The organism is Pseudomonas sp. zbq_18 (assembly GCF_043102245.1).
Classification (GTDB): domain Bacteria; phylum Pseudomonadota; class Gammaproteobacteria; order Pseudomonadales; family Pseudomonadaceae; genus Aquipseudomonas.
The window spans coordinates 12407-37692 of sequence record NZ_JBICIT010000018.1; the positions used below are offsets into that span (position 1 = coordinate 12407).

Sequence of the window (25286 nt, forward strand, 5' to 3'; positions counted from 1 at the left end):
GCGTGATGGCTCCATCTACTCAGTCTGAGCCAATGGAGCCGCCCGACATGTCTGCCCCCCTGCTGATTCCCTGCCCGTCCTGCAACGGCCTCAACCGCATCCCTGGCGAGCGCCTGGGCGACAGTCCACGCTGCGGGCGCTGCAAAAGCGCGGTCGTACCCGCCACGCCGTTCACCCTGAGCCAAACCAACTTCGCCAGCCAGCTCAAGGGCGACCTGCCACTGCTGGTGGATGTCTGGGCCAGTTGGTGCGGGCCCTGTCGCAGCTTCGCGCCGACATTCGAGCAAGCTGCCGCGCAACTGCAGGGGCGCTGCCGCCTGGCCAAGCTGGACAGCGAGGCCAATCAGCAACTGTCCGCGCAACTCGGCATCCGCTCCATTCCCAGCCTGATCCTGTTTCGCGGCGGCGTTGAAGTCGCCCGTCAGAGTGGCGCCATGCCGCTACCGCAACTACTGGCCTGGCTGCGAGGCCAGGGCATCTGAGCGGATCGGTCAGCGTCAGCGAGCGTCCGCGTCATTGCTCACGGGCGTCGCCAGGCTAGGCTCGATGGCTCTATCGCCAGGAGCCTCGCCATGCCCCTACCCGCCGAATTGGCCCGTGTACTGACCGAAGAAAAAATCGATTTCGTCAAACGCTGCGGTCTCAAGGCCGAGATCCTGGAACCTGGTCGCGTTTGCCTGCACATGCCGCTGGCCGGCAACCAGAACCATATCGGCAGCATGTATGCCGGAGCCCTGTTCACCCTCGCCGAAATTCCTGGCGGCGCACTGTTCCTCACCAGTTTTGACAGCCAGCGTTTCTACCCGCTGATCAAGGACATGCACCTGCGTTTTCGCCGCCCCGCCACCAGCGATATTCGTATCCAGGCATGTCTGTCGAATGAGGACGTCGTGCGCATTCAAGAGGAGGCCGAACAGCACGGAAAAGCCGACTACCGGCTGGAGTTGCAGCTGCTCGACGCAGCAGGCGAAGTGGTGGCCGAATCAAGTGCGCTGTACCAATTGCGCAAGCACTGACGCATGGGACTTGCCGTGGATCAATTGCGGGTCTATTTAGAAAGCTCATTCTAAAAACCCGCAGAGGTTTCACGTCGCCGCGCCAACCCGCGGCGCAAAGGGGAGAGCAATGACCAGACACATCCTTATCGCCCATGACCTACGTGACACCGCGGACCTGGCACTACGCCGTGCCGCTCAGCTGGCGCGCCAGCACGATGCCAAACTGACCCTGCTGCATGTCTTCGACCCACGCCTGGATCAGGCCGAGCGCGAACGCATCGAGCAGAGCCTGGATCGCAGCCTCACCCAGTTCGCACCCACTGGCAGCCAGCTGCGCCTGACTCAGGGCAAGCCGGCCGATGCAGTGCTGGAACAGGTGCAACAGTGCGGCGCCGATCTGCTGGTCCTGGGTGCCCATCATCAGCGCCACGAATTCTTCTCCGGCACCACGCTGGACCGTATCGCTCGGCGCTGCCCGGTGCCGCTGCTGCTGGTGGCGCGCGACGAGGCCAGTCCCTACCGCAGCGCGGTGGCCGCCATCGACTTCTCCCTGTGCGCCTGCACCGCCCTGCACGAGGCCTGCCTGCTACTGCCTGGTGACGCCGGCATCCACGCCTTGCACGTATTTGAACCGCAGAAGAACAGTGCCCTCGCCGAAGCCGAACTGCTCACTCAGCGCGCACTCATCGATCAACTGCTCCACGACGAGGCCCAGCGCCTGCCTGCCAACGCCCCCAAACTCAGCCACGAAGTCAAGGTTGGCGGCATCCTGCGCTCCCTGCAGGAATACATCAGCAGTCGCCAGCCTCAGCTGCTGGTGCTGGGCAGCCATGGCCGCAGCGCAATCTCACAGGCGCTGCTCGGCAGCCTGGCCCAGCACTACCTGCACAAAGCACCCTGCGACGTGTTCGTCGTGCGCTGAACCGCCCAGGCAGAAACGACAAAGGCGCCTTCTGGCGCCTTTGTCTTGTGTGCAGACCTCAGTTATCCAGCAGCTTGTGCAGCTCGACAAACTGCTGGGTCAGTTTGTGGCTGCGATCCAGATGGATCAGCGGCAGGCAGGCCTGGTGGGACTCGCGCATTTTCACCGAACTCATCAGATTGACCGGCAGCACCGGCAGCCCCTCCTCGATCAGCTCGTCGAGCAGCTGCTGCGGCAGGGTCGCGCGCGGCTGGAACTGGTTGACCACGATACCCTCGACTTCCAGGTCTTCGTTGTGGTCGCCCTTGAGCTCCTCGATCTCGGCCAGCAGGCCGTACAGGGCATTGCGCGAGAAACTATCGCAATCGAAAGGAATCAACACGCGATCAGCGGCGATCAGCGCAGAAACCGTATAGAAGTTCAGCGCTGGCGGCGTATCCATGTAGATCCGGTCGTAATCTTCGGAGATTTCTTCCAGCAGTTTGCGCAGCTTGTTGATCTTGTGCTTCTGCTCCAGCTTCGGCTGCAACTCGGCCAGCTCAGCGGTGGCGGTCACCACATGCAGATTGTCGAAGGGCGTCTCATAGATATCCACCCCACCCTTCTTGCCGAAAGGCCCCGAAGACAGCGTGCCCTTGAAGAACTCGGCGATACCCATCGGTATTTCCTCGCCAGTCAACCCGGTGAGGTAGTGCGTCGAGTTGGCCTGAGCATCCAGATCAATCAACAGGGTGCGATACCCTTCGGCCGCACTCACCGCCGCCAGATTGCAGGCAATGCTGGACTTGCCCACCCCACCCTTCTGATTGAAGACCACTCGCCGCATGACATACCTCCCTGATCGCAGATGACCGAATTCTATGCAAAGCCCATGACAAGGGCGAGGAAGCATTCTGGTTCAGATGCCGCAGAAATACGCAGGGCCGCATTCGCGGCCCTTTTAAGTTACTGATGGTACTGCGCAGACAGTTCGTGCACTGCCTCGAAGAAGGCCTTGGCGTGCTCCGGCGGTACTTCCGGGGTGATGCCGTGGCCGAGGTTGAACACCTGGCCATTGCCCGGGCCGTAGGCGGCGAGGATACGCGCCACCTCGGCGCGGATGGCCGCCGGCTTGGCGTGCAGCACGGCCGGGTCCATGTTGCCCTGCAGGGCGACCTTATCCCCCACGCGCTGACGCGCGCTGCCGATGTCGCAGGTCCAGTCCAGGCCCAGGGCCTCGGCGCCGGTCTCGGCCATGGACTCCAGCCACAGGCCGCCACCCTTGGTGAACAGGATCACCGGCACACGACGACCGTCGTGCTCGCGAATCAGGCCATCGATGATCTGCTTCATGTAGCGCAGGGAAAACTCCTGGTAGGCCGCCGAAGACAGGGCGCCGCCCCAGGAATCGAAGATCTGCACCGCCTGGGCACCGGCCTGGATCTGACCATTCAGATAGCCAGTGATGGAGCGGGCCAGCTTGTCGAGCAGGGCGTGCATGGCCTGCGGGTTGTCGTAGAGCATCGCCTTGGACTTACGGAAGTCGCGGCTGGAGCCGCCCTCGACCATGTAGGTGGCCAGCGTCCAGGGGCTACCAGTGAAGCCGATCAGCGGCACGCGACCGTTCAGCTCGCGGCGAATGGTACGCACGGCATCCATCACGTAGCCCAGGTCCTGCTCGGCATCGGGAATCGGCAGGGCCTCGATATCCGCCATGCTCGATACCACCTTCTTGAAGCGCGGGCCCTCGCCGGTCTCGAAGTACAGGCCCTGGCCCATGGCATCGGGAATGGTGAGGATGTCGGAGAAGAGGATCGCGGCGTCGATCTGCGGGTAGCGATCCAGCGGCTGAATCGTCACCTCGCAGGCCAGCTCGGGGTTCTTCATCAGGCTGACGAAGTCACCGGCCTTGGCGCGGGTGGCACGATACTCCGGCAGGTACCGACCGGCCTGGCGCATCATCCACACGGGCGTGACGTCGACGGGTTGCTTGAGCAGGGCGCGCAGGAAACGGTCGTTCTTCAGGGCGGACATCGGCAGGGTTCCTGGATAATCGGCAGGGAAGCGTTGCGGCGGGAGTATGCGACTGCCGCTCGGCGGCGGCCCCCTTCCTCCGGGCGGGCTCCCGGATCACAGGAACACCGCGCGCCTTGGCGCAGAAAAAGTGCGGGCATTTTCGCAGACCGCAAAACAAAAGGCACGGCGAGTGCCGTGCCTTTTGTCCATCGCGACGATTTGCCGCGAGCAACCTTTGATCTAAGCGTCGCGAGCGAAGGTCAGGCTAGGCGCTACGTTAGTAACAGCCTCCGGCTGGTCAAGCAGGCAAGGAAGCGCAGTTTACAAGTGCATTCCGAGCCGGTTTTCAACAACGCCTGGCCGAGCGCAGCAGCTTAGACGCCCAGGTAGTCGAGGATGCCTTCGGCGGCGTTGCGGCCCTCGAAGATCGCCGTCACCACCAGGTCGGAACCGCGGACCATGTCGCCGCCGGCGAAGATCTTCGGGTTGCTGGTCTGGTGCTTGAACTGGTTCTTCTCCGGCGCCACCACACGGCCCTGGCTGTCGGTGTCGATCTTGAAATCGCTGAACCAGGCAGCCGGACTCGGACGGAAACCGAAGGCGATCAGCACGGCTTCGGCCGGGATGATTTCCTCGGAGCCCGGGATCGGCTCGGGGCTGCGACGACCACGGGCGTCCGGCTCGCCGAGACGGGTCTCGACCACCTTGACGCCTTCCACCCTGTCCTCGCCGACGATGGCGATGGGCTGGCGGTTGAAGAGGAACTTCACGCCCTCTTCCTTGGCGTTCTTCACTTCCTTGCGCGAGCCCGGCATGTTCTCTTCGTCACGGCGGTAGGCGCAGGTCACCGCCTTGGCGCCCTGGCGGATCGAGGTGCGGTTGCAGTCCATCGCCGTGTCACCGCCGCCGAGCACGACCACGCGCTTGCCCTTCATGTCGATGAAGTCTTCCGGGGACTTCTCGAAGCCGAGGTTGCGGTTGACGTTGGCGATCAGGAAGTCCAGCGCGTCGGTGACGCCCGGCAGGTCTTCGCCCGGGAAGCCACCCTTCATGTAGGTGTAGGTACCCATGCCCATGAACACGGCATCGTACTCATCCAGCAGCTGCTGCATGGTCACGTCCTTGCCGATTTCGGTGTTCAGGCGGAACTCGATACCCATGCCGGTGAAGACTTCGCGACGACGGCTCATCACGGTCTTTTCCAGCTTGAACTCGGGGATGCCGAAGGTCAGCAGGCCGCCGATTTCCGGGTTCTTGTCGAAGACCACCGGGGTCACGCCATTGCGCACCAGCACGTCGGCGCAACCCAGGCCGGCCGGGCCGGCGCCGATCACGGCAACACGCTTGCCGGTCGGCTTGACCTTGGACATGTCCGGGCGCCAGCCCATGGCGAAGGCGGTGTCGGTGATGTACTTCTCCACCGAGCCGATGGTCACCGCGCCGAAGCCGTCATTGAGGGTGCAGGCACCCTCGCACAGACGATCCTGCGGGCAGACGCGGCCGCAGACTTCCGGCAGGGTGTTGGTCTGGTGGCTCAGCTCAGCAGCGGCCAGGATGTTGCCTTCCGACACCAGCTTGAGCCAGTTCGGAATGAAGTTGTGCACCGGGCACTTCCACTCACAGTACGGGTTGCCGCAGCCCAGGCAACGGTGTGCTTGGTCGGCGGCCTGGGCCGGCTTGAAGGCTTCGTAGATTTCCACGAACTCCTTCTTGCGCTGGCGCAGCAGCTTCTTCTTCGGGTCTTTGCGCCCGACTTCGATGAACTGGAAGTCGTTGTTCAGACGTTCAGTCATTTCAAAACCTCATCAAACCACTTCAGGCGCAAGTTATTGCGGGTTGGCACGGGTGCTGGACAGCAGCGAACCGAGGCTCGCGGCCTTCGGTTTGACCAGCCAGAACTTGCGCAGGTAATCGTCCAGGTTTTCCAGCAAGTGAGTACCCCACGGGCTGGCAGTTTCCGCCACGTACTCGGCGAGTACGCCGTGCAGGTGGTTACGGTAAGCCTCCATGGACTCATTGCTGATGCGCTGGATTTCCACCAGCTCGTGGTTAACGCGGTCAACGAAACTGTTGTCCAGATCCAGCACATAAGCGAAACCGCCGGTCATGCCGGAACCGAAGTTGTAGCCGGTCTTGCCCAGTACGCAGACGAAACCGCCGGTCATGTATTCGCAGCAGTGGTCACCGGTCCCTTCCACCACGGTATGAGCACCGGAGTTACGCACGGCAAAACGCTCGCCGGCAGTACCCGCAGCGAACAGCTTGCCGCCGGTGGCGCCGTACAGACAGGTGTTACCGACGATGGCCGACTCCTGGGTCTTGAATGGGCTACCGGCAGGCGGAGTGATCACCAGCTTGCCGCCAGTCATACCCTTGCCGACGTAGTCGTTGGCATCGCCTTCCAGGCGCAGGTGCAGACCACCGGCGTTCCACACACCGAAGCTCTGGCCCGCAGTGCCCTTGAAGGTGAAGGTGATCGGCGCGTCTTTCATGCCCTGGTTGCCGTGGACTTTGGCGATCTCGCCGGAAACACGGGCACCGATGGAACGGTCGCAGTTGCAGATATCGAGTTCGAACTCGCCACCGGTCTTGCCGGCAATCGCGTCCTTGGCCAACTCTACCATCTTCTCGGCCAGCAGGCCCTGGTCGAACGGCGGGTTCTTTTCCACTTCGCAGAACTGCGGCTTGTCGGCCGGGATGTGCTCGCTGGCCAGCAGCGGACTCAGGTCGAGGTTACCCTGTTTGGCGGTCTCGCCTGGCAGCATCTCGAGCAGATCGGTACGCCCAATCAGCTCGCCGAGGCTGCGCACGCCCAGCTTGGCCAGCCACTGACGGGTGTCTTCGGCGATGTAGGTGAAGTAGTTCATCACCATCTCGACGGTGCCGATGAAGTGATCCTTGCGCAGCTTGTCGTTCTGAGTCGCGACGCCGGTGGCGCAGTTGTTCAGGTGACAGATACGCAGGTACTTGCAGCCCAGCGCGACCATCGGGCCGGTGCCGAAGCCGAAGCTCTCGGCGCCGAGGATAGCGGCCTTGATCACGTCAAGGCCGGTCTTCAGGCCGCCGTCGGTCTGCACCCGCACCTTGCCGCGCAGATCGTTGCCACGCAGAGTCTGGTGGGTTTCGGCCAGGCCGAGCTCCCAAGGGCTGCCGGCGTACTTGATCGAGGTCAGCGGCGAAGCACCGGTACCACCGTCGTAGCCGGAAATGGTGATCAGGTCGGCGTAGGCCTTGGCCACACCGGCGGCGATGGTGCCGACACCGGCCTCTGCCACCAGCTTCACCGACACCAGCGCGGCCGGGTTGACCTGCTTGAGGTCATAGATCAGCTGCGCCAGGTCTTCGATCGAATAGATGTCGTGGTGCGGCGGCGGCGAAATCAGGGTCACGCCCGGCACCGCATAGCGCAGTTTGGCGATCAGGCCATTGACCTTGCCACCCGGCAGCTGGCCGCCCTCACCGGGCTTGGCGCCCTGGGCGACCTTGATCTGCAGCACTTCGGCGTTGACTAGATACTCAGGAGTTACACCGAAACGGCCGGTGGCCACCTGTTTGATCTTCGAGCTGCGCACGGTGCCGTAACGGGCCGGGTCTTCGCCGCCCTCACCGGAGTTGGAGCGCGCGCCCAGGCGGTTCATCGCCTCGGCGATCGCCTCGTGAGCCTCCGGAGACAGGGCACCGAGGGAGATACCGGCAGAGTCGAAACGCTTGAGCACTTCGCCCAGTGGCTCGACCTCATCCAGGCTCAGCGGCTGCTCGGCCAGCTTGACCTGCAGCAGATCGCGCAGCATCGACACCGGGCGCTGGTCGACCAGCGCCGCGTACTCCTGGTACTTCTCGTAGCTGCCCTGCTGGACGGCAGCCTGCAGGGTGTTGACCACGTCCGGGTTGTAGGCGTGGTACTCGCCACCGTAGACGAACTTGAGCAGACCGCCCTGCTGGATGGCCTTGCGGTTGTTCCAGGCCTCGGCGGCCAACAGCTTCTGCTCGGCCTCGATGTCGACGAAACGCGCACCCTGGATACGGCTGGCGACGCCACGGAAGCACACTTCGGTGACCTCATCGGCCAGGCCGACGGCTTCGAACAGCTGGGCACCACGGTACGAGGCGATGGTGGAGATACCCATCTTCGACAGGATCTTCAGCAGGCCTTTGGAAATGCCCTTGCGGTAGTACTTGAACACCTCGTAGAGGTCGCCCAGCACTTCACCGGTACGGATCAGGTCACCCAGTACTTCGTAGGCCAGGAACGGATACACGGCAGAAGCGCCGAAGCCGACCAGCACGGCGAAGTGGTGCGGGTCACGCGCGGTGGCAGTCTCGACCAGGATGTTGCAGTCGCAGCGCAGACCTTTCTCGGTCAGGCGATGGTGCACGGCACCGGTAGCTAGCGCGGCGTGCGCCGGCAGCTTGCCCGGGGCGATGTGCCGGTCGGAGAGGACCAGCAACACCTTGCCGCTGCGCACCGCCTCTTCCGCCTGATCGGCGATGTTGCGCACCGCGGCTTCCAGGCCGATGGCCGGGTCGTAGTTGAGGTCGATGACCTGGCGCTCGAAGCCCGGCGTGGCCAGGTTCATAAGCGCGCGCCACTTGGCCGGGGAGATCACCGGGCTGCTCAGCATCACGCGGCTGGCGTGGGCCGGGGATTCCTCGAAGATGTTGCGCTCGGCACCCAGGCAGACTTCCAGGGACATGACGATGGACTCGCGCAGCGGGTCGATCGGCGGGTTGGTGACCTGGGCGAACTGCTGGCGGAAGTAGTCGAACGGCGAACGCACGCGCTGCGACAGCACGGCCATCGGCGTGTCGTCACCCATCGAACCGACGGCTTCCTGGCCCTGCTCGGCGAGCGGGCGCAGCACCTGGTCACGTTCCTCAAAGGTGACCTGGAACATCTTCATGTACTGCTTGAGCTGGTCGCTGTCGTAGAACGGCGAACCATGGTCGCGGTCTTCCAGGCTGGCCTGGATACGTACCGCGCCCTGACGCAGCCACTGCTTATAGGGATGGCGCGACTTCAGGCGATTGTCGATGGCGTCGGTGTCCAGCACCTGACCGGTCTCGGTGTCCACCGCGAGGATCTGGCCCGGGCCGACACGGCCTTTGGCGATCACATCTTCAGGCTTGTAGTTCCACACGCCGATTTCCGACGCCAGGGTGATGTAGCCGTTCTTGGTGGTGACCCAGCGCGCCGGGCGCAGGCCGTTACGGTCGAGCAGACAGACGGCATGGCGACCGTCGGTCAGCACCACGCCGGCGGGGCCATCCCAGGGCTCCATATGCATGGAGTTGTACTCGTAGAACGCGCGCAGATCGGCGTCCATGGTCTCGACGTTCTGCCAGGCCGGCGGAATGATCATGCGCACGCCACGGAACAGGTCGATGCCACCGGTGACCATCAACTCGAGCATGTTGTCCATGCTCGAGGAGTCGGAACCGACGCGGTTGACCAGCGGGCCCAGTTCTTCCAGATCGGGGATCTGGTCGTTGGCGAACTTCAGGCGACGGGCCAGGGCCCAGTTGCGGTTGCCGGTGATGGTGTTGATCTCGCCGTTGTGGGCGAGGAAGCGGAACGGCTGCGCCAGCGGCCATTTCGGCAGGGTGTTGGTGGAGAAGCGCTGGTGGAATACGCAGATTGCGGTCTGCAGGCGCTCGTCACCGAGGTCCGGATAGAACTGCTGCAGATCCGCCGGCATCATCAGACCTTTATAGATGATGGTCTTCGCCGAGAAGCTGCAGATGTAGTGATCGCTGTCGGCGGCATTGGCCACCGAGGAACGGCGACGGGCGCTGAACAGCTTGATGGCGAACTGCTGGTCGTCCAGACCTTCGCCACCGATGAACACCTGCTCGATGATCGGCAGACGCTCCAGTGCCAGACGGCCGAGCACGCTGGTATCGACCGGCACCTTGCGCCAGCCGATCAGCTCCAGGCCGGCCGCGAGGATCTCGCGGTTCATGTTCTCGCGAGCGGCTTCGGCCTTGGCCGGATCCTGATTGAAGAACACCATACCCACGGCGTACTGCTGCGGCAGCTCACGCGCGAACTCGTCCCGGGCCACTGCGCGCAGGAACAGATCCGGCTTCTGGATCAACAGACCACAACCGTCACCGGTCTTACCGTCGGCGTTGATGCCGCCGCGGTGGGTCATGCAGGTCAGCGCTTCAATAGCAGTATTCAGCAAGTGATGGCTCGCCTCGCCCTGCATGTGGGCGATCAGGCCGAAGCCGCAGTTATCCTTGAACTGATCAGGATGGTACAGACCTGCTTTCATAGACACTCTCACCAGGCTTGCCTCGAGGGCAAATAGCTTTCTAATTCATTGACCTAGCTGCCGACCGCGCAGGGCAACGCACCAGCTTGGCGCAGGCAAAGGGGGGTCATTGTACATATCGACCCTGGCCGTCACAAATTTTCGTGACGGCCAGATGAAAACTTCTGTCGCTTGAACGAAAGGCAGCGACCAGAGGCCCGTGCTAGGACCATCCGGTCACCAAATGACAGGCAAATCACAGGCCATCAACGCGCCTGGATTGCTTCCTGCTGAATGCTGGCAAAGCTGCGCGGCCAGGGCTTGCCGGCTTGCACATCGGCCGGCAGCGTTTTGATCGCCGCCTGCGCGGCTGCCCGACTGGAGAACTGGCCGAAAGTCACAACATACAACGGCTGCCCCTGGTGCAGCTTCTTGAAGTAGCGGTATTCAGCACCGTGCTTGCCGACGAAAGCCTTGGCACTACTCTCTGAGCGAGTACCGAGAATCTGCAGCGCATAGCCGCTTGCAGGTCGCGCCGCATACCAGTCACCGGCCCCGGCACTGGCAGCCGCCTTGGCGACGACCGGCGCCGGCTTCTCCGCCACTACGGGCTTGGACACAACAGGCTTGGGGGCCGGAACAGGTACGGGCGGCGCCTTTACTTCCGGAGCCTTGACCTCAGGCGCAGGTGTCGCGGGCTGTGCAGGAGCGCTCGCGATGGTCGACACCACAGGCGCAGGAGCTGGAACTTCCACTATGGCCGGCGCGCTAGTTGTCGCCCCCTGCTCGTCCTCCATTCCCGACGCCTGCGCCAGCGGCTCACGAATCACCGGCTGTGCCTCACCCACCAAAGGCAACGGCAATGGTTGAGCAGTACCAGAAAACTCAACCTGCGCCTGTGCGCGAGCATTGGCCGCCTCTGCTTCAGCTGAAGACGCATCCACCTGCGCCGAGGAAGACTCCTGAGCGATCAACTCGATGGGTTTCTCGACTGCCACGACAGGAGCAGAGCCGCTCTCACCCTGCATCAGCCATGCAGCGCCTAATGCAACAGCCACCACAGCCAGCGCCAGCAGGTGCTTTTTCGGCAACCCCTTCCCAGCGACAACGCCAGCATTGCGCTGAGCCAGCATGGCCTCAACCAGTACATCGCGAGCCACCTGATTGATCGCACCCGGCCAGCCGCCAGAGCCGATATAAATTTCCTCGACCTGCTCATCAGTTAACAGATCAATACCTTGCCCAGCCCCATCCAGACGCTGCGCCAGATACTGGCGCGTCTCTTCCTCGTCATAAGGCTGCAGCTCAATAGCATGAAAGCGCTCCTCGCCATCCGCCTGCTGCTCGAGGCGCTCAAGAAAATCGCTTTGCGCAAAGAGGAAAACATGAGGGCGAGCACCATCTGCCCCTACCGCCAGGGTAAACAGGGTATCCAGAGCAGGATCGGCCAGTTGCTCGGCATCATCCACCAGCAGATAGACCTCCTGCCCGGTGAGCGCCAACTGCGCAACATGCGCGAGAATGCTCGGCACATCTGCCTGCTGCACGCCAAGCCCCTGAGCAACCTGTCGCAAAATGCCAGCCACATCACCCGCACCGCGGGCAGACACAACGACGGACTGAACCGCCTGCTTGTTGGTACTGGCAACCAGGGCCTGGCGCAGCAAGGTCTTGCCGCTACCCTGAGGGCCCGCAACGACCAGAAGCAATTGACTGTAGCGAGCCAAATGATGGAGCTGCCCAAGTACTGGCTTGCGCTGTGCCGGATAGAAACGAAAGCCCGGAACCCTCGCAGCAAAGGGATCGTGGCTGAACTGATAATGCGCGAGAAACGCCTCGTCGGCATGCAAACTGGTCATGGAGCTCTCTTATTGTCCAAGCTGATCCGCTAGCGCGCGGTAATCCGCACGCAGCGTGGCATTCAAAACTTCCCGTGGAAAGTCATCGGTGATCACCGCCTCGCCCAGCTTGCGCAGCAGAACCAGACGTAAACGACCATCAAGCACCTTCTTATCGACAGCCATGTGCTGAAGGAAATCCTCGGGAGCCATATCCAGCGGAGGAACGACAGGCAGCCCAGCACGCAATAACAAGCGCAGGCCGCGATCACGCTCAGCTTCACTGATCCAGCCAAGTCGAGCCGACATATCCAGAGCCATGGCAGTGCCCGCAGCCACCGCTTCACCATGCAGCCATTCGCCATAACCCATGTGGGTTTCGATGGCGTGCCCAAAAGTGTGGCCAAGATTGAGAATCGCGCGAAGACCGGACTCCCGCTCATCCATCCCGACCACACGAGCCTTGGCCGCACATGAACGCTCGATCGCCTGCACCAGCGCATCCGGCTGCAATGCGCGCAACTGATCAATGTGCAATTCAAGCCAGCCCAGGAAATCCAGATCGCAGATCAGGCCGTATTTAATCACTTCAGCCAGTCCGGCCGAGAGCTCACGCGCCGGTAACGTATTCAGCACCAAGGTATCGATCAGCACAGCATTAGGCTGATAAAACGCACCCACCATATTCTTGCCAAGCGGATGATTGATACCCGTCTTTCCACCAACCGAAGAGTCGACCTGAGAGAGCAATGTGGTAGGCACCTGGATGAAATCCACACCGCGCTGGTAACAGGCAGCAGCGAAACCAGCCATATCACCGACGACACCGCCCCCCAGGGCAACAATAGTGGTCTTGCGGTCATGCCGTGCCTGCAGCAAACCATCGAAGATCAGCTGCAATGTTTCCCAGTTCTTGAAACTCTCGCCGTCCGGCAGTACTACCGAGACCGATTCACACCCAGACAGAGACTGCTCGATCTGCTCCAGATAGAGGGGCGCAACGGTTTCGTTGGTAACAATTGCGACTTGCCGCCCGGCCAGGTGACGCTTGAGCAAGTCGGGCTGTGAGAGGATGCCAGCACCGATGTAGATGGGATAACTACGCTCGCCCAGATCAACAGTAAGAGTCTGCATGAAGCCCCCGATTAGAAAGGGCCATAGAATAGCGCAGTTGGCCCCTGTCTTTAACGGGGCGCAAGCGCCTCAAAGCGCTCGATGATTTCCTGCACGACCAATCGCGGCGGGCGCTCATCGGTCTCGATGATCACATCGGCGATCTCGCGATAGAGTGGATCGCGGATCTCCATCAAGGCTCGCAGCACCTTACCCGGTTCAGCAGTGCGCAACAGGGGACGATTGCGATCGCGAGAGGTGCGCTCCAGCTGCTGCTCAACAGACGCATGCAGATAGACAACCCGACCACCTTCTCGCAATGCCTTGCGATTCTCCGCCCGGAGAACCACACCACCGCCAGTCGCGATCACAACGCCTTGCAACTCACACAGCTCCGCGACCATGAGTTGCTCACGCTCGCGAAAACCCTGTTCTCCCTCAACATCAAAAATCCAGGGAATATCGGCTCCAGTTCTTTGCTCGATTTCCTTATCCGAATCCTTGAACTGCAGCCGCAACTCTTTCGCCAACAATCGCCCGATGGTGCTTTTACCTGCCCCCATCGGGCCTACCAAGATCACGTTCTGCACGATTTAGTTGCTTACCGCGATAGCCTGATTATTCATGATGCGGGGAGTGATGAAGATGAGCAGCTCATTCTTGCTTTCAGTCACGGTATCACGACGGAAGAGACGACCAACAAACGGGATATCGCCCAGCAGCGGCACCTTCTCCACAGATTTGCTCTGGGTATTGGAGAACACACCACCAATGACGATCGTTTCACCATCATTTACTAGGACCTTGGCATTTACCTCATTCTTTTTGATTGGCGGCACACCAAGAACAGCATTCTCGTAGTCAGGCTCATCCTTATTGACCTTAACTTCCATGATAATCCGGTTATCCGGAGTTATCTGCGGAGTGACCTCAAGCGCAAGAGCAGCCTCTTTGAACGAGACAGTAGTAGCGCCACTCGAACTGGCTTCCTGATAAGGCACCTCAGTACCCTTCAGGATTTTCGCGGTCTCTTTGTCAGAAGTGACCACTTTAGGCTGAGAAATCACTTCACCGTTGCCCGTTGCTTCCATAGCTGACAGCTGAAGATCCAGAATCACGTTGTCAGTAAGAAAGCCAATACCGATGCCCGAGGTACTATTGGCAGCGCCCATATCGACAAAGGGGACATTCGTGGTTGCATCATCCAAAGTGAAAGAGCCAACGGTATCGGTACCAGGCAGCCTCAGAACGCCGTCATCATCGACGCCACGAGCACCATCTTTGCCATAGAAACTCCAGTTATTGTCGCCAACGAAGGCGCCACCCCAACGAACACCCAAGCTCTTGTCATAACCGACGCTGGCCTCAACCAGACGCGCCTCAATCATGACCTGGCGCACCGGGATGTCTAGCTGAGCAACAATCCTACGCAGCTCATCCAAGCGCTCCTGAGTTTGGTAGGCAATGATGCTATTGGTGCGATCGTCTACGGTGACAGTGCCACGCTCTTGAACATCGCTGCCCTCAGTCGCCGCAACGGACTGGAACAAAGCAGCTATATCTGCGGCCTTGGCATAGTTCACCTGAATCAGCTCACGACGCAAAGGAGCAAGCTCAGCAATCTGATTCTGCGCCTCCAGTTCCTGACGCTCACGGGCTGCAATCTCGTCAGCCGGCGCTACCAGAAGAACGTTACCGACCTTGCGCTTATCAAGTCCACGCGTCTTCAAGACCAGATCCAGCGCCTGATCCCAAGGTACATTCTGAAGGCGCAATGTGATGTTGCCTTGCACGGTATCGCTGGCCACAAGGTTCAGATCAGTGAAATCAGCAATAAGCTGCAGCACCGAACGCACATCGATGTCCTGGAAGTTAAGAGATAGTTTTTCACCGGTATAAGCAAATCGCTCCGCACGACGCTTTTCCACATCGTCTTGAGTCAACGGCTTGACGCTAATTGTTAGCTTGTTATCTGTCTGAAACGCCAAGTAGTCATAAAAACCTACTGGTTCAATATCAATGCTCGCGCGCTCCTGACTGGAAGAAGCACTCACGAACTGAACAGGCGTAGCGAAATCCTTGACGTCTAAACGTACACGCAGGTTCTCAGGCAGCTGGGTTTTAGCAAAGCTAACGCGAATTTTTCCACCCTGCTCCTGGATATCTGCCGTCACCGACGGATCAGAAAGCTGGATGACCACATTACCCTCACCAGCCTCACCACGCTGAAAATCGATTCCACTTACAGCACGACCTGACGCCACTGCCATAGAAGGTTTCGAAAGCGTCGGAACACTGGATGCAGATGACTTGCTAGCCTGGGCTGCAGTGCCACCTACTACTACGAGCACGTTATTGCCATCGACACGGGTGCTGTAGGGCGCAAGAGTCGAGAGATTAATGATGAGCCTGGTTCTGTCCTTGGCCTCAACGACAGTGACACTGCGCGCATTGCCGACACCAAGCTCTTTATTCTTGACACCTAATTTATTGGCAACCCCTGGCAGATCCAGAGCAATCCGGGCAGGTTGCTCGATCGTGTAACCCCGAGGAGCGGTCACGGCCTCATCAAAACCAAGCTTCAACTCAATTTTGTCGCCCGGCAACGCAGCAACATCAAGCGACTGCAAGTTGGCTGCCAACAGTGCCGGAGAAAACATGGCAAGCGCCAAGGAAATACTGAAGCGGTGTTTATTAGATTTCATCAGCTTGCTCCAACCAGCACGCCCGTAGTTATTCTTCATTTCCTGGCCCGCCATCTTATGAACGCTCCTTGAGCATCAGTGTACGAGGACGCTCCAGCCATCCCCCCTCACCGTCAGGAACAATTTCTACAACATCAATTTTGGATTCATCGATCGAGATGATTCGCCCATGGTTACGACCAAGGTAGTCTCCAGCCTTAACCCGATGAACACCACCAGCGCCCTTGATCAGACCAAACTTCGAACCATCATTTGCCAGAGTCCCAACCATCTCAAAGGTTTCTATATTGAAGCCCTCAAGAAACTGCTTGACCCTCGCCTCATCAGGCTTGACGTCTTTCGAGCCCTTCCGACCGCTGTTCAAGTCCACCTTGACCGGGGGTTGAAATGGCGACCGAAGAGCAGCGGCACTGTAGGTAAAGGCCTCATACGGCTGAAATTTTGGAAGCGGTTCGATAGAACCTTTAGGACGCGCCCGAACCTCATCCATATATGACTGAAGATCAGCAAAATCACTACCGGCGCCGCAGCCATAAAGCACAACAGCCAGCAACGACAGAAACATCAGACGAAAAGCTTTCATTTCTTCAGCCCCTCATCATTGTAGCGATAGGTTTTAGCCAAAATACTCATGCGCAGCTTTGAAACACTGTCCTCATCGACAGACTTAATCTCAAAGTCATGCAGAGTCACAATCCGAGGGAGACTTGCAACACCACTTACAAAAGTCGCCAGATCATGGTAGCCGCCAACAACAGAGATCTGTATTGGCAACTCAATGTAAAACTGCTGCACCACCTCCGGCTGAAGCTTGATCTCCTCAAACTCCAAACCACTACCCAGACCGGTACGAGTGATGTCCTCCAATAGACCGGGAACCTCAGTATCACTGGGAAGCTGACGCAACAAGGTACCAAAGGACTCTTCCATCTCCTTCATCTGGACCTTGTAAGCATCCAGATTTGCTGCCTGAAAGGCTTTAGAGGAAAACTGCTCTTTTAAAGCAACCTCTTCAGCCCTCCGCTGATCAAGTGAACCCTGAAGATCCTTGAGATAAAAGTTATAACCAAGGACTAATGCAGCAACCAGAAGCAGCACACAAGTTATAAATTTAACCGCAGAAGGCCAAGAACCCAGGTTATTCAGGTCCAATTCAGCCAGATCAACCTTTTTTAGAGACTCTATAGACTCAGCAAGACTCATGACTTCTTACCACCGTTCTGCTTTGGCAACTCTTTCTTATTGGGCAGAGCCTTGGGATCAACGACGTCCTGACCAGGTTGCACTTGCTGGACGGTTAACTGAAAGACATTCGCCTGATCCACAGCGCCCGCAGTTATTGCCTTAACCTCTGTTAGGTTAGGGGAAGTCAACCACTCGGATGCATCCAGGTTGCGCATAAGTCCTGAGACTCGATTATTCGACTCGGCGGAACCGACAATCGCAATGGTCTTATCAGTACGTTTAAGCTCAGTGAAGAACACGCCATCAGGCAAAGTCCGTACCATCTGATCGAAAATACGACCACTGATCGGCCGATTACCCTGGAGATCCTGGATGATTTTCATCCTCTCCAGAAGCTGCGCACGACGCTCCTTGAGCTCACTGATTTCTTTGATCCGAGCATCCAGAACGGCAATTTCCTTTTTAATGAAATTATTCCGTGCATTCTGCTGCTCAATAGCACCATCAAGGTATTGCCCAGCAAGAAACACCAACCCAGCCGCAATAACCAAGGTGCCACCCATGGCAACCAAGAACCGCTGTTTGCGCTCTTCGCGCAGCTGTTCGCGCCATGGAAGTAAGTTGATCCGGGCCATTAGTCGAAACTCCTCATCGCCAGACCACAGGCAATCATCAACGACGGGGCATCACTGGCGAGCGCACCCGCATTGACCTTGCCACCCAGCGCCATATCAGCGAAAGGGTTGGCCACCAAGGTAGGAGTGCCGATTTTCTGCTGGATCAGACGATCCAGATCAGGAATGGATGCAGTGCCGCCTGCCAGCAGGATGTAGTCAACATCATTAAACTGCCCCGCCGCGAAGAAGAACTGCAGCGAGCGGGAAACCTGCTGAACTACAGCCTCCTTGAAGGGCTGCAACACTTCGCTCTCATAGTCATCAGGAAGGCCGCCCTGCTTCTTCGCAAGACCAGCCTCTTCCACGGACAGACCATAGCGGCGCTGAATCTCTTCGGTTAGCTGGCGACCACCAAACAGCTGTTCACGCGTGTAGATCGTGCGCCCATTGTGCAGCACGCTCAGCGTGGTCATGGTCGCACCAATATCGACGACCGCAACTGTCAACTCTTCCCCATTACCGCCAAGCTGAGACTCGAGCAGTCCATAAGCTCGCTCAAGGGCGTAAGCCTCGACATCGACTACTTTCGCGGTCAGCCCGGAGAGGCCAAGAGCGGCCTCGCGCACCTCGACGTTCTCCTTACGGCAAGCCGCAAGCAGAACCTCAACGCGTTCGGGGTTTCGCGCAGAGACACCCTGAACCTCGAAGTCGATGGCGACCTCTTCCAGGGGGTAAGGAATGTATTGATCGGCCTCGATCTTGAGCTGATTCTCCAGCTCATCGTCATTGAGACCCGCTTCCATTTCGATGGACTTGGTGATCACCGCCGAGCCAGCAACAGCCACTGCAGCTGTCCGCACCCCCGTCTTGGCCTTGGCCAAGACACGGGACAGCGCCTGCCCGACACCTTCCAGCTCGGCAATATTCTTTTCGACCACTGCATTTGGCGGGAGAGGCTCAACGGCATAAGCCTCTACCTTGTAGCGGCTTCCCGAGCGACTCAATTCAAGGAGCTTGACCGAGGTCGAACTGATGTCGATCCCCAGAAGCGTGTTCGCTTTCTTATTGAAGAGCCCTAGCACGACCGATTTCCTATTGGCATCCGCGACTTACGGACTATTTATGTTTTTCCACATTAAATAACAGTCTTGACAGAAGCGCAAATGGCGACCCCGCAAAAAAACCGCTTATAATGTGATCAGTTTTCCCCTTTTCGCACTGCGCAACTCTTAACCCATTCTTTTACTTGGAATTCCACAAGCCTTGATGCGTCTGCTGAAGTTTATCTGGTGGTCCTTTGTCGCCACTTTTTGTGGCTTGCTCCTCAGTTTCAGCGGAGCCTTCCTCTATCTTAGCCCCGGCCTACCCTCCGTCGAGTCGCTGCGCAGCATCCAGCTGCAGATCCCCTTGCGGGTGTATAGCAGCGACGGAAAGCTGATTGCTGAGTTCGGCGAGATGCGTCGCTCCCCGATCGCCTTCGCGGATATCCCCCAGGATTTCATCCACGCACTGCTGGCCGCCGAGGACGACAATTTCGCCAATCATTATGGCGTTGACTTCACCAGCCTTATGCGCGCTGCCACACAGTTATTGTCGAGCGGCCACATCCAAACGGGCGGCAGCACCATCACCATGCAGGTGGCGAAGAACTTCTTCCTCACCAACGAGCGCAGCTTCTCGCGCAAAATCAACGAAATCCTCCTGGCACTGCAAATTGAACGCGAACTGAGCAAGGATGAGATCCTCGAGCTGTATGTCAACAAGATCTATCTGGGCAATCGCGCCTACGGAATCGAAGCAGCCGCGCAGGTCTACTACGGCAAGTCGATCCATGATCTCAGCCTTGCGCAAATGGCGATGATTGCCGGTCTACCCAAGGCACCTTCGCGCTATAACCCATTGGTCAACCCGCAACGTAGCAAGGAGCGTCGCGACTGGATTCTTGGCCGCATGCTCAAGCTAGGAGCCATCGACCAAGCCCGTTACGACAGCGCAATGGCGGAGCCCATTGACGCCCGTCACCATGTACAGCCAATTGAGCTAAGCGCTCCCTACATCGCCGAAATGGCTCGCGCCGAAATGGTTGGGCGCTACGGCAGTGATGCCTATACCGAAGGCTTCCGCGTGACCACCACTGTGCCAAGCCACCTGCAGATGGCCGCCAACGCAGCACTCCATGACGGCCTAATCAGCTATGACCAGCGCCACGGATTCCGCGGTCCAGAAACGCGACTTCCAGGCCTGACCCGAGAGGCATGGCTGGAAGAGCTGAGTAAATACCGCAGCATTGGCGGCCTTGAACCAGTGATCGTCAGCCAGGTGGAAAAGAGCGGCATCATGGTGCTGCTCCGCAACGGAGAAGAACACCCTGTCACCTGGGACAGCATGAAATGGGCCCGTCCGTTCCTTAACACCAACAGCCTGGGGCCTCGCCCACAGAAACCGGCAGATGTCGTTCAGATAGGCGATTTGGTACGCGTTGAAATCAGCGCGGAAGGAGCACTTCAACTACGCCAGATCCCGAGCGCACAGAGCGCCCTGGTCTCGCTGGATCCGCAGGATGGCGCCATAGTGTCACTGGTCGGCGGGTTCTCTTTCGAACAGAGTAACTACAACCGTGCCGTGCAGGCCAAGCGCCAACCCGGATCCAGCTTCAAGCCCTTCATCTATAGCGCAGCACTGGACAGCGGCTTTACCGCCGCCACACTGGTCAACGACGCCCCTATCGTCTTCCAGGAAGCCGGTATGGAAGAAGCCTGGCGCCCGAAGAACGACAACAACACCTTCCTTGGTCCGATTCGCTTACGCGAGGCGCTGTATAAGTCTCGCAATCTGGTGTCTATCCGCCTCCTTCAGACCATCGGCATCGACTACACGATCAACTACATCAGCGAGTTCGGCTTCAATAAGCAGGACTTGCCACGCAATCTGTCACTTGCCCTTGGCACCCCCGGCCTCACCCCGATGGAAATCGCCACCGGCTGGAGCACCTTTGCCAACGGCGGATACAAGATTCAGCCTTACTTGATTCAGCGCATCGAAAGCCGCGACGGAAAGCCACTATTCATAGCCAACCCGGCGCGCACCCCAGAGCGTGCCGAGTTGGTCGAGGAGCAGACTACGGCGCTACACAACGATGAGCCCAATGCCGAACTGCCGGAGCCCATACCGGCCGAGCAAATCATTGATGAGCGCACCGCCTACATCATGACCAGCATGCTGCAGGACGTAATCAAGCGCGGCACCGGACGCCGCGCCCTGGCCATGGGCCGCGGTGACCTGGCCGGCAAGACCGGCACCACCAATGAGTCCAAGGACAGCTGGTTCTCTGGTTACAACGCCGACTATGTAACTACCGTCTGGGCCGGCTTTGATCAACCGGAAAGCCTAGGTCGCCACGAGTATGGCGGCACAGTAGCGCTACCCATCTGGATGAACTTTATGGGCGCTGCACTCAAGGACAAGCCCGAACACCTGCCTCCAGAACCATCCGGCATGCTCAGCCTACGCGTTGACCCAGTGAGCGGCCGCGCCGCCTCACCGGACTCGCCGAATGCCTATTTCGAGCTTTTCAAGAGCGAAGACTCGCCTCCCCCCATGAGCGAACTGGAACCAGGCCTCGGCATTCCAGGCAGTCCACTGCCCGCCGACGAGATGGCGCCCATCGACTTGTTCTGAGCCCACAAAAAAGCCCCGCCGAAGCGGGGCTTTTTTGTGGTTACCAGCCTCAGCTGTTGAACACATCATCCACAGACTTCAGCGGATAGTGCTTCGGGTACGGTAGCGTGGCAACACCAGTCTCGATAGCGGCCTTGGCTACCGCGTCGGCCACTACGGTGATCAGACGGGCATCCATGGGCTTGGGAATGATGTACTCACGACCGAAGCTCAGCTCGATACCGCCATAGGCATCGCAGACTTCCTGCGGCACCGGCAGCTTGGCCAGATCACGCAGCGCGTGAGCGGCGGCGATCTTCATTTCTTCATTAATGCGGGTCGCGCGCACATCCAGCGCACCACGGAAGATGAAGGGGAAGCCGAGCACGTTGTTGACCTGGTTCGGGTAATCCGAACGACCGGTGGCCATGATCACGTCCGACCGGGTCTCGTGAGCCAGTTCCGGCTTGATCTCCGGATCCGGATTGGAGCAGGCGAACACGATCGGGTTGGCCGCCATGCGCTTGAGGTCTTCCGGGCTCAACAGGTTGGCACCGGACAGGCCGACGAAGACGTCCGCCCCTTCCAGCGCATCGGACAGGCTGCGCTTGTCGGTCGCGTGAGCGAACACGGCCTTGTACTGATTGAGGTCGTCACGGCCGGCGTGGATCACACCCTTACGGTCGAGCATATAGATGTTCTCGACCTGTGCGCCCATGCTCACCAGCAGCTTCATGCAGGAAATGGCCGCGGCACCGGCGCCGAGACAAACGATCTTGGCCTGTTCCAGAGACTTGCCGGCGATTTCCAGTGCGTTGAGCATGCCGGCCGCGGTGACGATGGCGGTGCCGTGCTGGTCATCGTGGAATACCGGAATATCGCACTGCTCGATCAGCGCACGCTCGATCTCGAAGCACTCGGGCGCCTTGATGTCTTCCAGGTTGATGCCGCCGAAGGTGATGGAGATGCGCTTGACGGTGTCGATGAAGGCCTGCGGACTCTCGGAATCGACCTCGATATCGAACACGTCGATGCCGGCGAAGCGCTTGAACAGCACACCCTTGCCTTCCATCACCGGCTTGGAGGCCAGCGGACCGAGGTTGCCCAGACCAAGAATGGCAGTACCGTCGGAGATCACTGCCACCAGGTTGCCCTTGCCAGTATAGCGGTAGGCCAGTTCGGCGTCGCGAGCGATTTCCCGTACTGGCTCGGCAACCCCCGGGCTATAGGCCAGGGACAGGTCGCGCGCAGTGGCGGTCGGCTTGGTCAGCTCGACGCTGAGTTTTCCCGGGCGGGGTTGAGCGTGATACTCGAGAGCGGCAGTTTTCAGATCGGACATTTCGGCGATTTCCGCTTTGCTATGAAGGCAGGCGGCCGAGGATACGCAAGAAGGTCGAGCCCCACAAGACTGGGGCTTGCAGGGAGTTAGCGGACGACCTTGAGCCAATCGCCAGGTTGTGGCTGACCGGTCGGATACAGACCATTCAACAAACGCAAGCGCCGCAAGCGGTCACCCTCGCCCGGCATCTGTTCGCTCAGTTTCTCTAGGCTCTGCCCGCTCTTGAACTGCACCAAGCGCAGACGGTAGGCCTCGGCCAGAGCCTGCTCATTAGCCTGTAGCGGCCGCACACTGCGCACGATTTCCATGAAACGCGGATCGGCAGCGTCCAATGCGCCACCATTTTTGACCGCACCCACGAACAGGAAGGCTTCGCGCTCGCGCATCAACACCACCACCCGCTTGGCCGCGCTGCCCGGCACCACGCCACTGACCCCATCCATACCTGCCTGCTGGAAGCTTTGCTCCTGGGCCAGCGCACGCCCACCGGTTAGTTGGCGCACGAACGCCTGCGCACTCATCGACTGCTGCACGGGCTCCATGCTCATGACCAGAAACGCCTGCTGATCTGCGCTGTGCACGATTAACGCGTCGGGCCGATTGATCAACCCCCACCCCTGCGGAATGCCCAGGATGAAATCGAGCCCGCGGTGATAGAAGCGCTGCCCCCGGCGCACACCGGCTTCGGTCGAATCGCCAAACGGCATACCGTCGATCTGGCGCAGGTAGGTATCGCGCCCGATCTCGCCCTGGCCGTTGGCCAGAGGCGTGGCAGCCGCCACCACCTGACGCAGCCGGGTATCGTTGTCCGGGTGAGTATCGAACAGGCCGTGATAGCCCCTCGGCGCAACCTCTTGCCCCTTGGCGCGCGCCTCGTCGCGTGCGAAGTCCTCCTGACTCTTGAGCACTTCGACCACCTCGATCATCGCCTGCGGATCGTAGCCGGCGCGCGCCAGGTACTGGGCGCCCAGGCCATCGGCTTCCAACTCCATGTCGCGGCCATAGCCACTGACAATCGCGCCGCCCAGCACATTGGTCAGATCACCGGCCGCGCCGACGCCTGTACCGATGGCCACGGCTTGCCCAAGGATGTTCCACGCCGTGGACTGGCTCTGTTGCCGTACGCTGTGCCGCGCGGTGACGTGCCCTACCTCATGACCCAATACGGCTGCCAACTGCGCCTCGGAGTCGAGGTAAGCCATCAGCCCACGATGGATATAGATGTGCCCACCGGGGATGGCGAAGGCGTTGATGTCCGGAGAATCAATGACCGTGAAACGGTAGTCCAGGTGACTGCGATGCCCATGACGGGCGACCCGTTCACCAACACGCTGCACATAGGCCTGCAGCTTCTCATCGGCATAGCGCGGGTATTGCCGGGCAATCTCCTGGGCATAGTTGCGACCCAGCTCGATCTCCTGCCGCTCACTCATCATCACAAAGTCGGTTTTGCCGGTCGCCGGGTTAACCGCACAACCGCTCAGCTGGACGAGCAGAGGCAACAGCAACAAAAAACGCAGCTTCATCAGAGCACCTCGAGCATCGCCGCATGACTCAGCGGCAGCATCCAGCGGGCCTGGCCCGGTTGTAAGCCGCCGCGCCGGGTGCGGTCAATTACCCAGCCACGCACCTCCACCTCACGCCCGACCAGGTCCTGCAACGATTCCACATTGAAATAACGCAGCAACTTCGGCTCCACACGCAGCACCAGCGGCCCGTCCAGTTCAATCCACAGGCCACCACGATTGCGCTGTACCTGGTCTACGCGCCCGCGCACCAGGGCAAAACCGCCGCCACGCAGATCAAAGGGGCTGACAACCTGTCGCTGCTGCCACAAGCCCCGGCGCTGCTGCCGCGCGACCTGCTCGGCGCTGCGCTGGCAGCCCTCCAGCCCATTCGCCGGCTCGAAAGCGACCCGGTAGCCGAGCCCCTCGGCCAGCAGCTGCGCCTCCAGATTGTGGCCGCTGCGGTCATAGGCATGCGCCAGGGTGCGCCCGTAGTGGTCGCGCGGTTTGGCGCCGACACGCAGGCCGACGCGGCCGTCATTGGCCGCCACCAGGGCCTGCAGACGCTTGGTCGCCGCCTCCGCATAGGGCTCCGCCGGGCGGCCGTCACGCGCGCGCTCCGGCGCATTGATACCGATCAGGCGCACGCTGCGCCCGTCTCGCAGACGCAGGGTATCGCCATCCACCACCTTGCTTACCGGCAGCTGCGCCAGCCCCGCGGCCAGCGGGCAGAACGCCTGCACCGGCGCAACCAGGCCGACAGAAACGAAAAAGGCGCCCACTAGGGACGCCTTTTTCAGCAGTGTGGAGCGAACCACGCCTCGGCTTACTTGCTGCCGAACACACCGAAACGCTGCTTGAAGCGATCGATACGGCCGCCAGTGTCCAGCACTTTCTGCTTACCGGTGTAGAACGGGTGGCATTCGGAGCACACGTCCAGGCTCAGCGGCTTGCACAGGGTGGAGCGGGTCTTGATGACGTTGCCACAGCTGCAGGTAGCGGTGACTTCTTCGTACTGCGGATGGATATCGGCTTTCATCGCGTTTTCCTCGGTTGGGCGTGCCGCCACCCGGCCATTCGCCGAGCACCGCACATAAATAGGCCGCGCACTATACCAGACCTCCACCTTCACGCAAGCCAAGGGGCAAACGTGGCGAC

At 59.9% G+C, this 25286-nt stretch carries 20 protein-coding genes; 4 read left to right on the forward strand and 16 right to left on the reverse strand.

Annotation, left to right across the window (positions count from 1 at the left end; all coding sequences use genetic code 11):
• Nucleotides 1-47: 47 nt before the first annotated feature.
• The 3 genes from trxC (at nucleotide 48) to ACF8C6_RS14650 (ending at nucleotide 1920) form a co-directional block, all read left to right on the forward strand.
• Nucleotides 48-482: a thioredoxin TrxC gene (gene trxC / locus ACF8C6_RS14640; RefSeq protein WP_392499960.1), complete on the forward strand. Its 435-nt coding sequence runs from the start codon at nucleotides 48-50 to the stop codon at nucleotides 480-482.
• A gap of 90 nt (nucleotides 483-572) precedes the next feature.
• Nucleotides 573-1016, forward strand: coding sequence for a YiiD C-terminal domain-containing protein (locus ACF8C6_RS14645; RefSeq protein ID WP_392499961.1), 444 nt, complete (start codon nucleotides 573-575; stop codon nucleotides 1014-1016).
• Nucleotides 1017-1125: 109 nt separating this feature from the next.
• A complete protein-coding gene (locus ACF8C6_RS14650) occupies nucleotides 1126-1920 on the forward strand; it encodes a universal stress protein (protein ID WP_277688348.1) in 795 nt (264 codons plus the stop codon).
• Nucleotides 1921-1978: 58 nt separating this feature from the next.
• Here ACF8C6_RS14650 and ACF8C6_RS14655 read toward each other — a convergent pair whose 3' ends face one another.
• From ACF8C6_RS14655 to ACF8C6_RS14710, 12 genes are all read right to left on the reverse strand, one after another.
• The gene (locus tag ACF8C6_RS14655) at nucleotides 1979-2746 is read right to left on the reverse strand and encodes a ParA family protein (protein ID WP_392499962.1); all 768 of its coding nucleotides are present in this window, start codon (nucleotides 2744-2746) and stop codon (nucleotides 1979-1981) included.
• 119 nt (nucleotides 2747-2865) lie between these two features.
• The gene (gene hemE, locus ACF8C6_RS14660) at nucleotides 2866-3933 is read right to left on the reverse strand and encodes a uroporphyrinogen decarboxylase (RefSeq protein WP_392499963.1); all 1068 of its coding nucleotides are present in this window, start codon (nucleotides 3931-3933) and stop codon (nucleotides 2866-2868) included.
• A 356-nt stretch (nucleotides 3934-4289) separates the two neighbouring features.
• Nucleotides 4290-5708 carry an FAD-dependent oxidoreductase gene (locus ACF8C6_RS14665; RefSeq protein ID WP_392499964.1) on the reverse strand — a complete coding sequence of 473 codons (1419 nt, stop codon included), beginning with the start codon at nucleotides 5706-5708 and terminating at the stop codon, nucleotides 4290-4292.
• 33 nt (nucleotides 5709-5741) lie between these two features.
• The gene (gltB, locus tag ACF8C6_RS14670) at nucleotides 5742-10190 is read right to left on the reverse strand and encodes a glutamate synthase large subunit (RefSeq protein ID WP_392499965.1); all 4449 of its coding nucleotides are present in this window, start codon (nucleotides 10188-10190) and stop codon (nucleotides 5742-5744) included.
• 245 nt (nucleotides 10191-10435) lie between these two features.
• Nucleotides 10436-12028: an AAA family ATPase gene (locus tag ACF8C6_RS14675; protein WP_392499966.1), complete on the reverse strand. Its 1593-nt coding sequence runs from the start codon at nucleotides 12026-12028 to the stop codon at nucleotides 10436-10438.
• A 9-nt stretch (nucleotides 12029-12037) separates the two neighbouring features.
• Nucleotides 12038-13141 (reverse strand): 3-dehydroquinate synthase, encoded by a 1104-nt coding sequence (gene aroB, locus ACF8C6_RS14680; RefSeq protein WP_392499967.1) that lies wholly within the window; start codon nucleotides 13139-13141, stop codon nucleotides 12038-12040.
• A gap of 50 nt (nucleotides 13142-13191) precedes the next feature.
• The gene (aroK, locus tag ACF8C6_RS14685; protein ID WP_392499968.1) at nucleotides 13192-13710 is read right to left on the reverse strand and encodes a shikimate kinase AroK; all 519 of its coding nucleotides are present in this window, start codon (nucleotides 13708-13710) and stop codon (nucleotides 13192-13194) included.
• A gap of 3 nt (nucleotides 13711-13713) precedes the next feature.
• On the reverse strand, nucleotides 13714-15825 hold the full coding sequence (gene pilQ, locus ACF8C6_RS14690; RefSeq protein ID WP_392500080.1) for a type IV pilus secretin PilQ: 2112 nt from the start codon (nucleotides 15823-15825) through the stop codon (nucleotides 13714-13716).
• A gap of 55 nt (nucleotides 15826-15880) precedes the next feature.
• Complete coding sequence (gene pilP, locus ACF8C6_RS14695; RefSeq protein ID WP_392499969.1) at nucleotides 15881-16408, reverse strand: type 4a pilus biogenesis lipoprotein PilP; 528 nt, start codon at nucleotides 16406-16408, stop codon at nucleotides 15881-15883.
• On the reverse strand, nucleotides 16405-17028 hold the full coding sequence (pilO, locus tag ACF8C6_RS14700) for a type 4a pilus biogenesis protein PilO (protein WP_392499970.1): 624 nt from the start codon (nucleotides 17026-17028) through the stop codon (nucleotides 16405-16407). Before pilO ends, pilP begins: the two co-directional genes overlap by 4 nt.
• Nucleotides 17025-17645 carry a PilN domain-containing protein gene (locus tag ACF8C6_RS14705; RefSeq protein ID WP_392499971.1) on the reverse strand — a complete coding sequence of 207 codons (621 nt, stop codon included), beginning with the start codon at nucleotides 17643-17645 and terminating at the stop codon, nucleotides 17025-17027. Before ACF8C6_RS14705 ends, pilO begins: the two co-directional genes overlap by 4 nt.
• Nucleotides 17645-18709, reverse strand: coding sequence for a pilus assembly protein PilM (locus ACF8C6_RS14710; RefSeq protein ID WP_277688337.1), 1065 nt, complete (start codon nucleotides 18707-18709; stop codon nucleotides 17645-17647). Before ACF8C6_RS14710 ends, ACF8C6_RS14705 begins: the two co-directional genes overlap by 1 nt.
• Before the next feature lie 184 nt (nucleotides 18710-18893).
• On the opposite strand from ACF8C6_RS14710, the gene ACF8C6_RS14715 reads away from it, so the two are divergent.
• Nucleotides 18894-21305 carry a penicillin-binding protein 1A gene (locus ACF8C6_RS14715; RefSeq protein ID WP_392499972.1) on the forward strand — a complete coding sequence of 804 codons (2412 nt, stop codon included), beginning with the start codon at nucleotides 18894-18896 and terminating at the stop codon, nucleotides 21303-21305.
• A gap of 49 nt (nucleotides 21306-21354) precedes the next feature.
• Here the strand turns inward: ACF8C6_RS14715 and ACF8C6_RS14720 are convergent, their stop codons facing one another.
• The 4 genes from ACF8C6_RS14720 to rpmE form a co-directional block, all read right to left on the reverse strand.
• Nucleotides 21355-22623 (reverse strand): malic enzyme-like NAD(P)-binding protein, encoded by a 1269-nt coding sequence (locus ACF8C6_RS14720; protein ID WP_392499973.1) that lies wholly within the window; start codon nucleotides 22621-22623, stop codon nucleotides 21355-21357.
• An 86-nt stretch (nucleotides 22624-22709) separates the two neighbouring features.
• Nucleotides 22710-24149 carry a M48 family metalloprotease gene (locus ACF8C6_RS14725; RefSeq protein ID WP_392499974.1) on the reverse strand — a complete coding sequence of 480 codons (1440 nt, stop codon included), beginning with the start codon at nucleotides 24147-24149 and terminating at the stop codon, nucleotides 22710-22712.
• Entirely contained in the window at nucleotides 24149-24946 is a 798-nt protein-coding gene (locus tag ACF8C6_RS14730; protein ID WP_392499975.1) for a thermonuclease family protein, read from the reverse strand. Before ACF8C6_RS14730 ends, ACF8C6_RS14725 begins: the two co-directional genes overlap by 1 nt.
• A gap of 8 nt (nucleotides 24947-24954) precedes the next feature.
• A complete protein-coding gene (gene rpmE, locus ACF8C6_RS14735) occupies nucleotides 24955-25167 on the reverse strand; it encodes a 50S ribosomal protein L31 (protein ID WP_110683452.1) in 213 nt (70 codons plus the stop codon).
• Nucleotides 25168-25286: the final 119 nt, after the last annotated feature.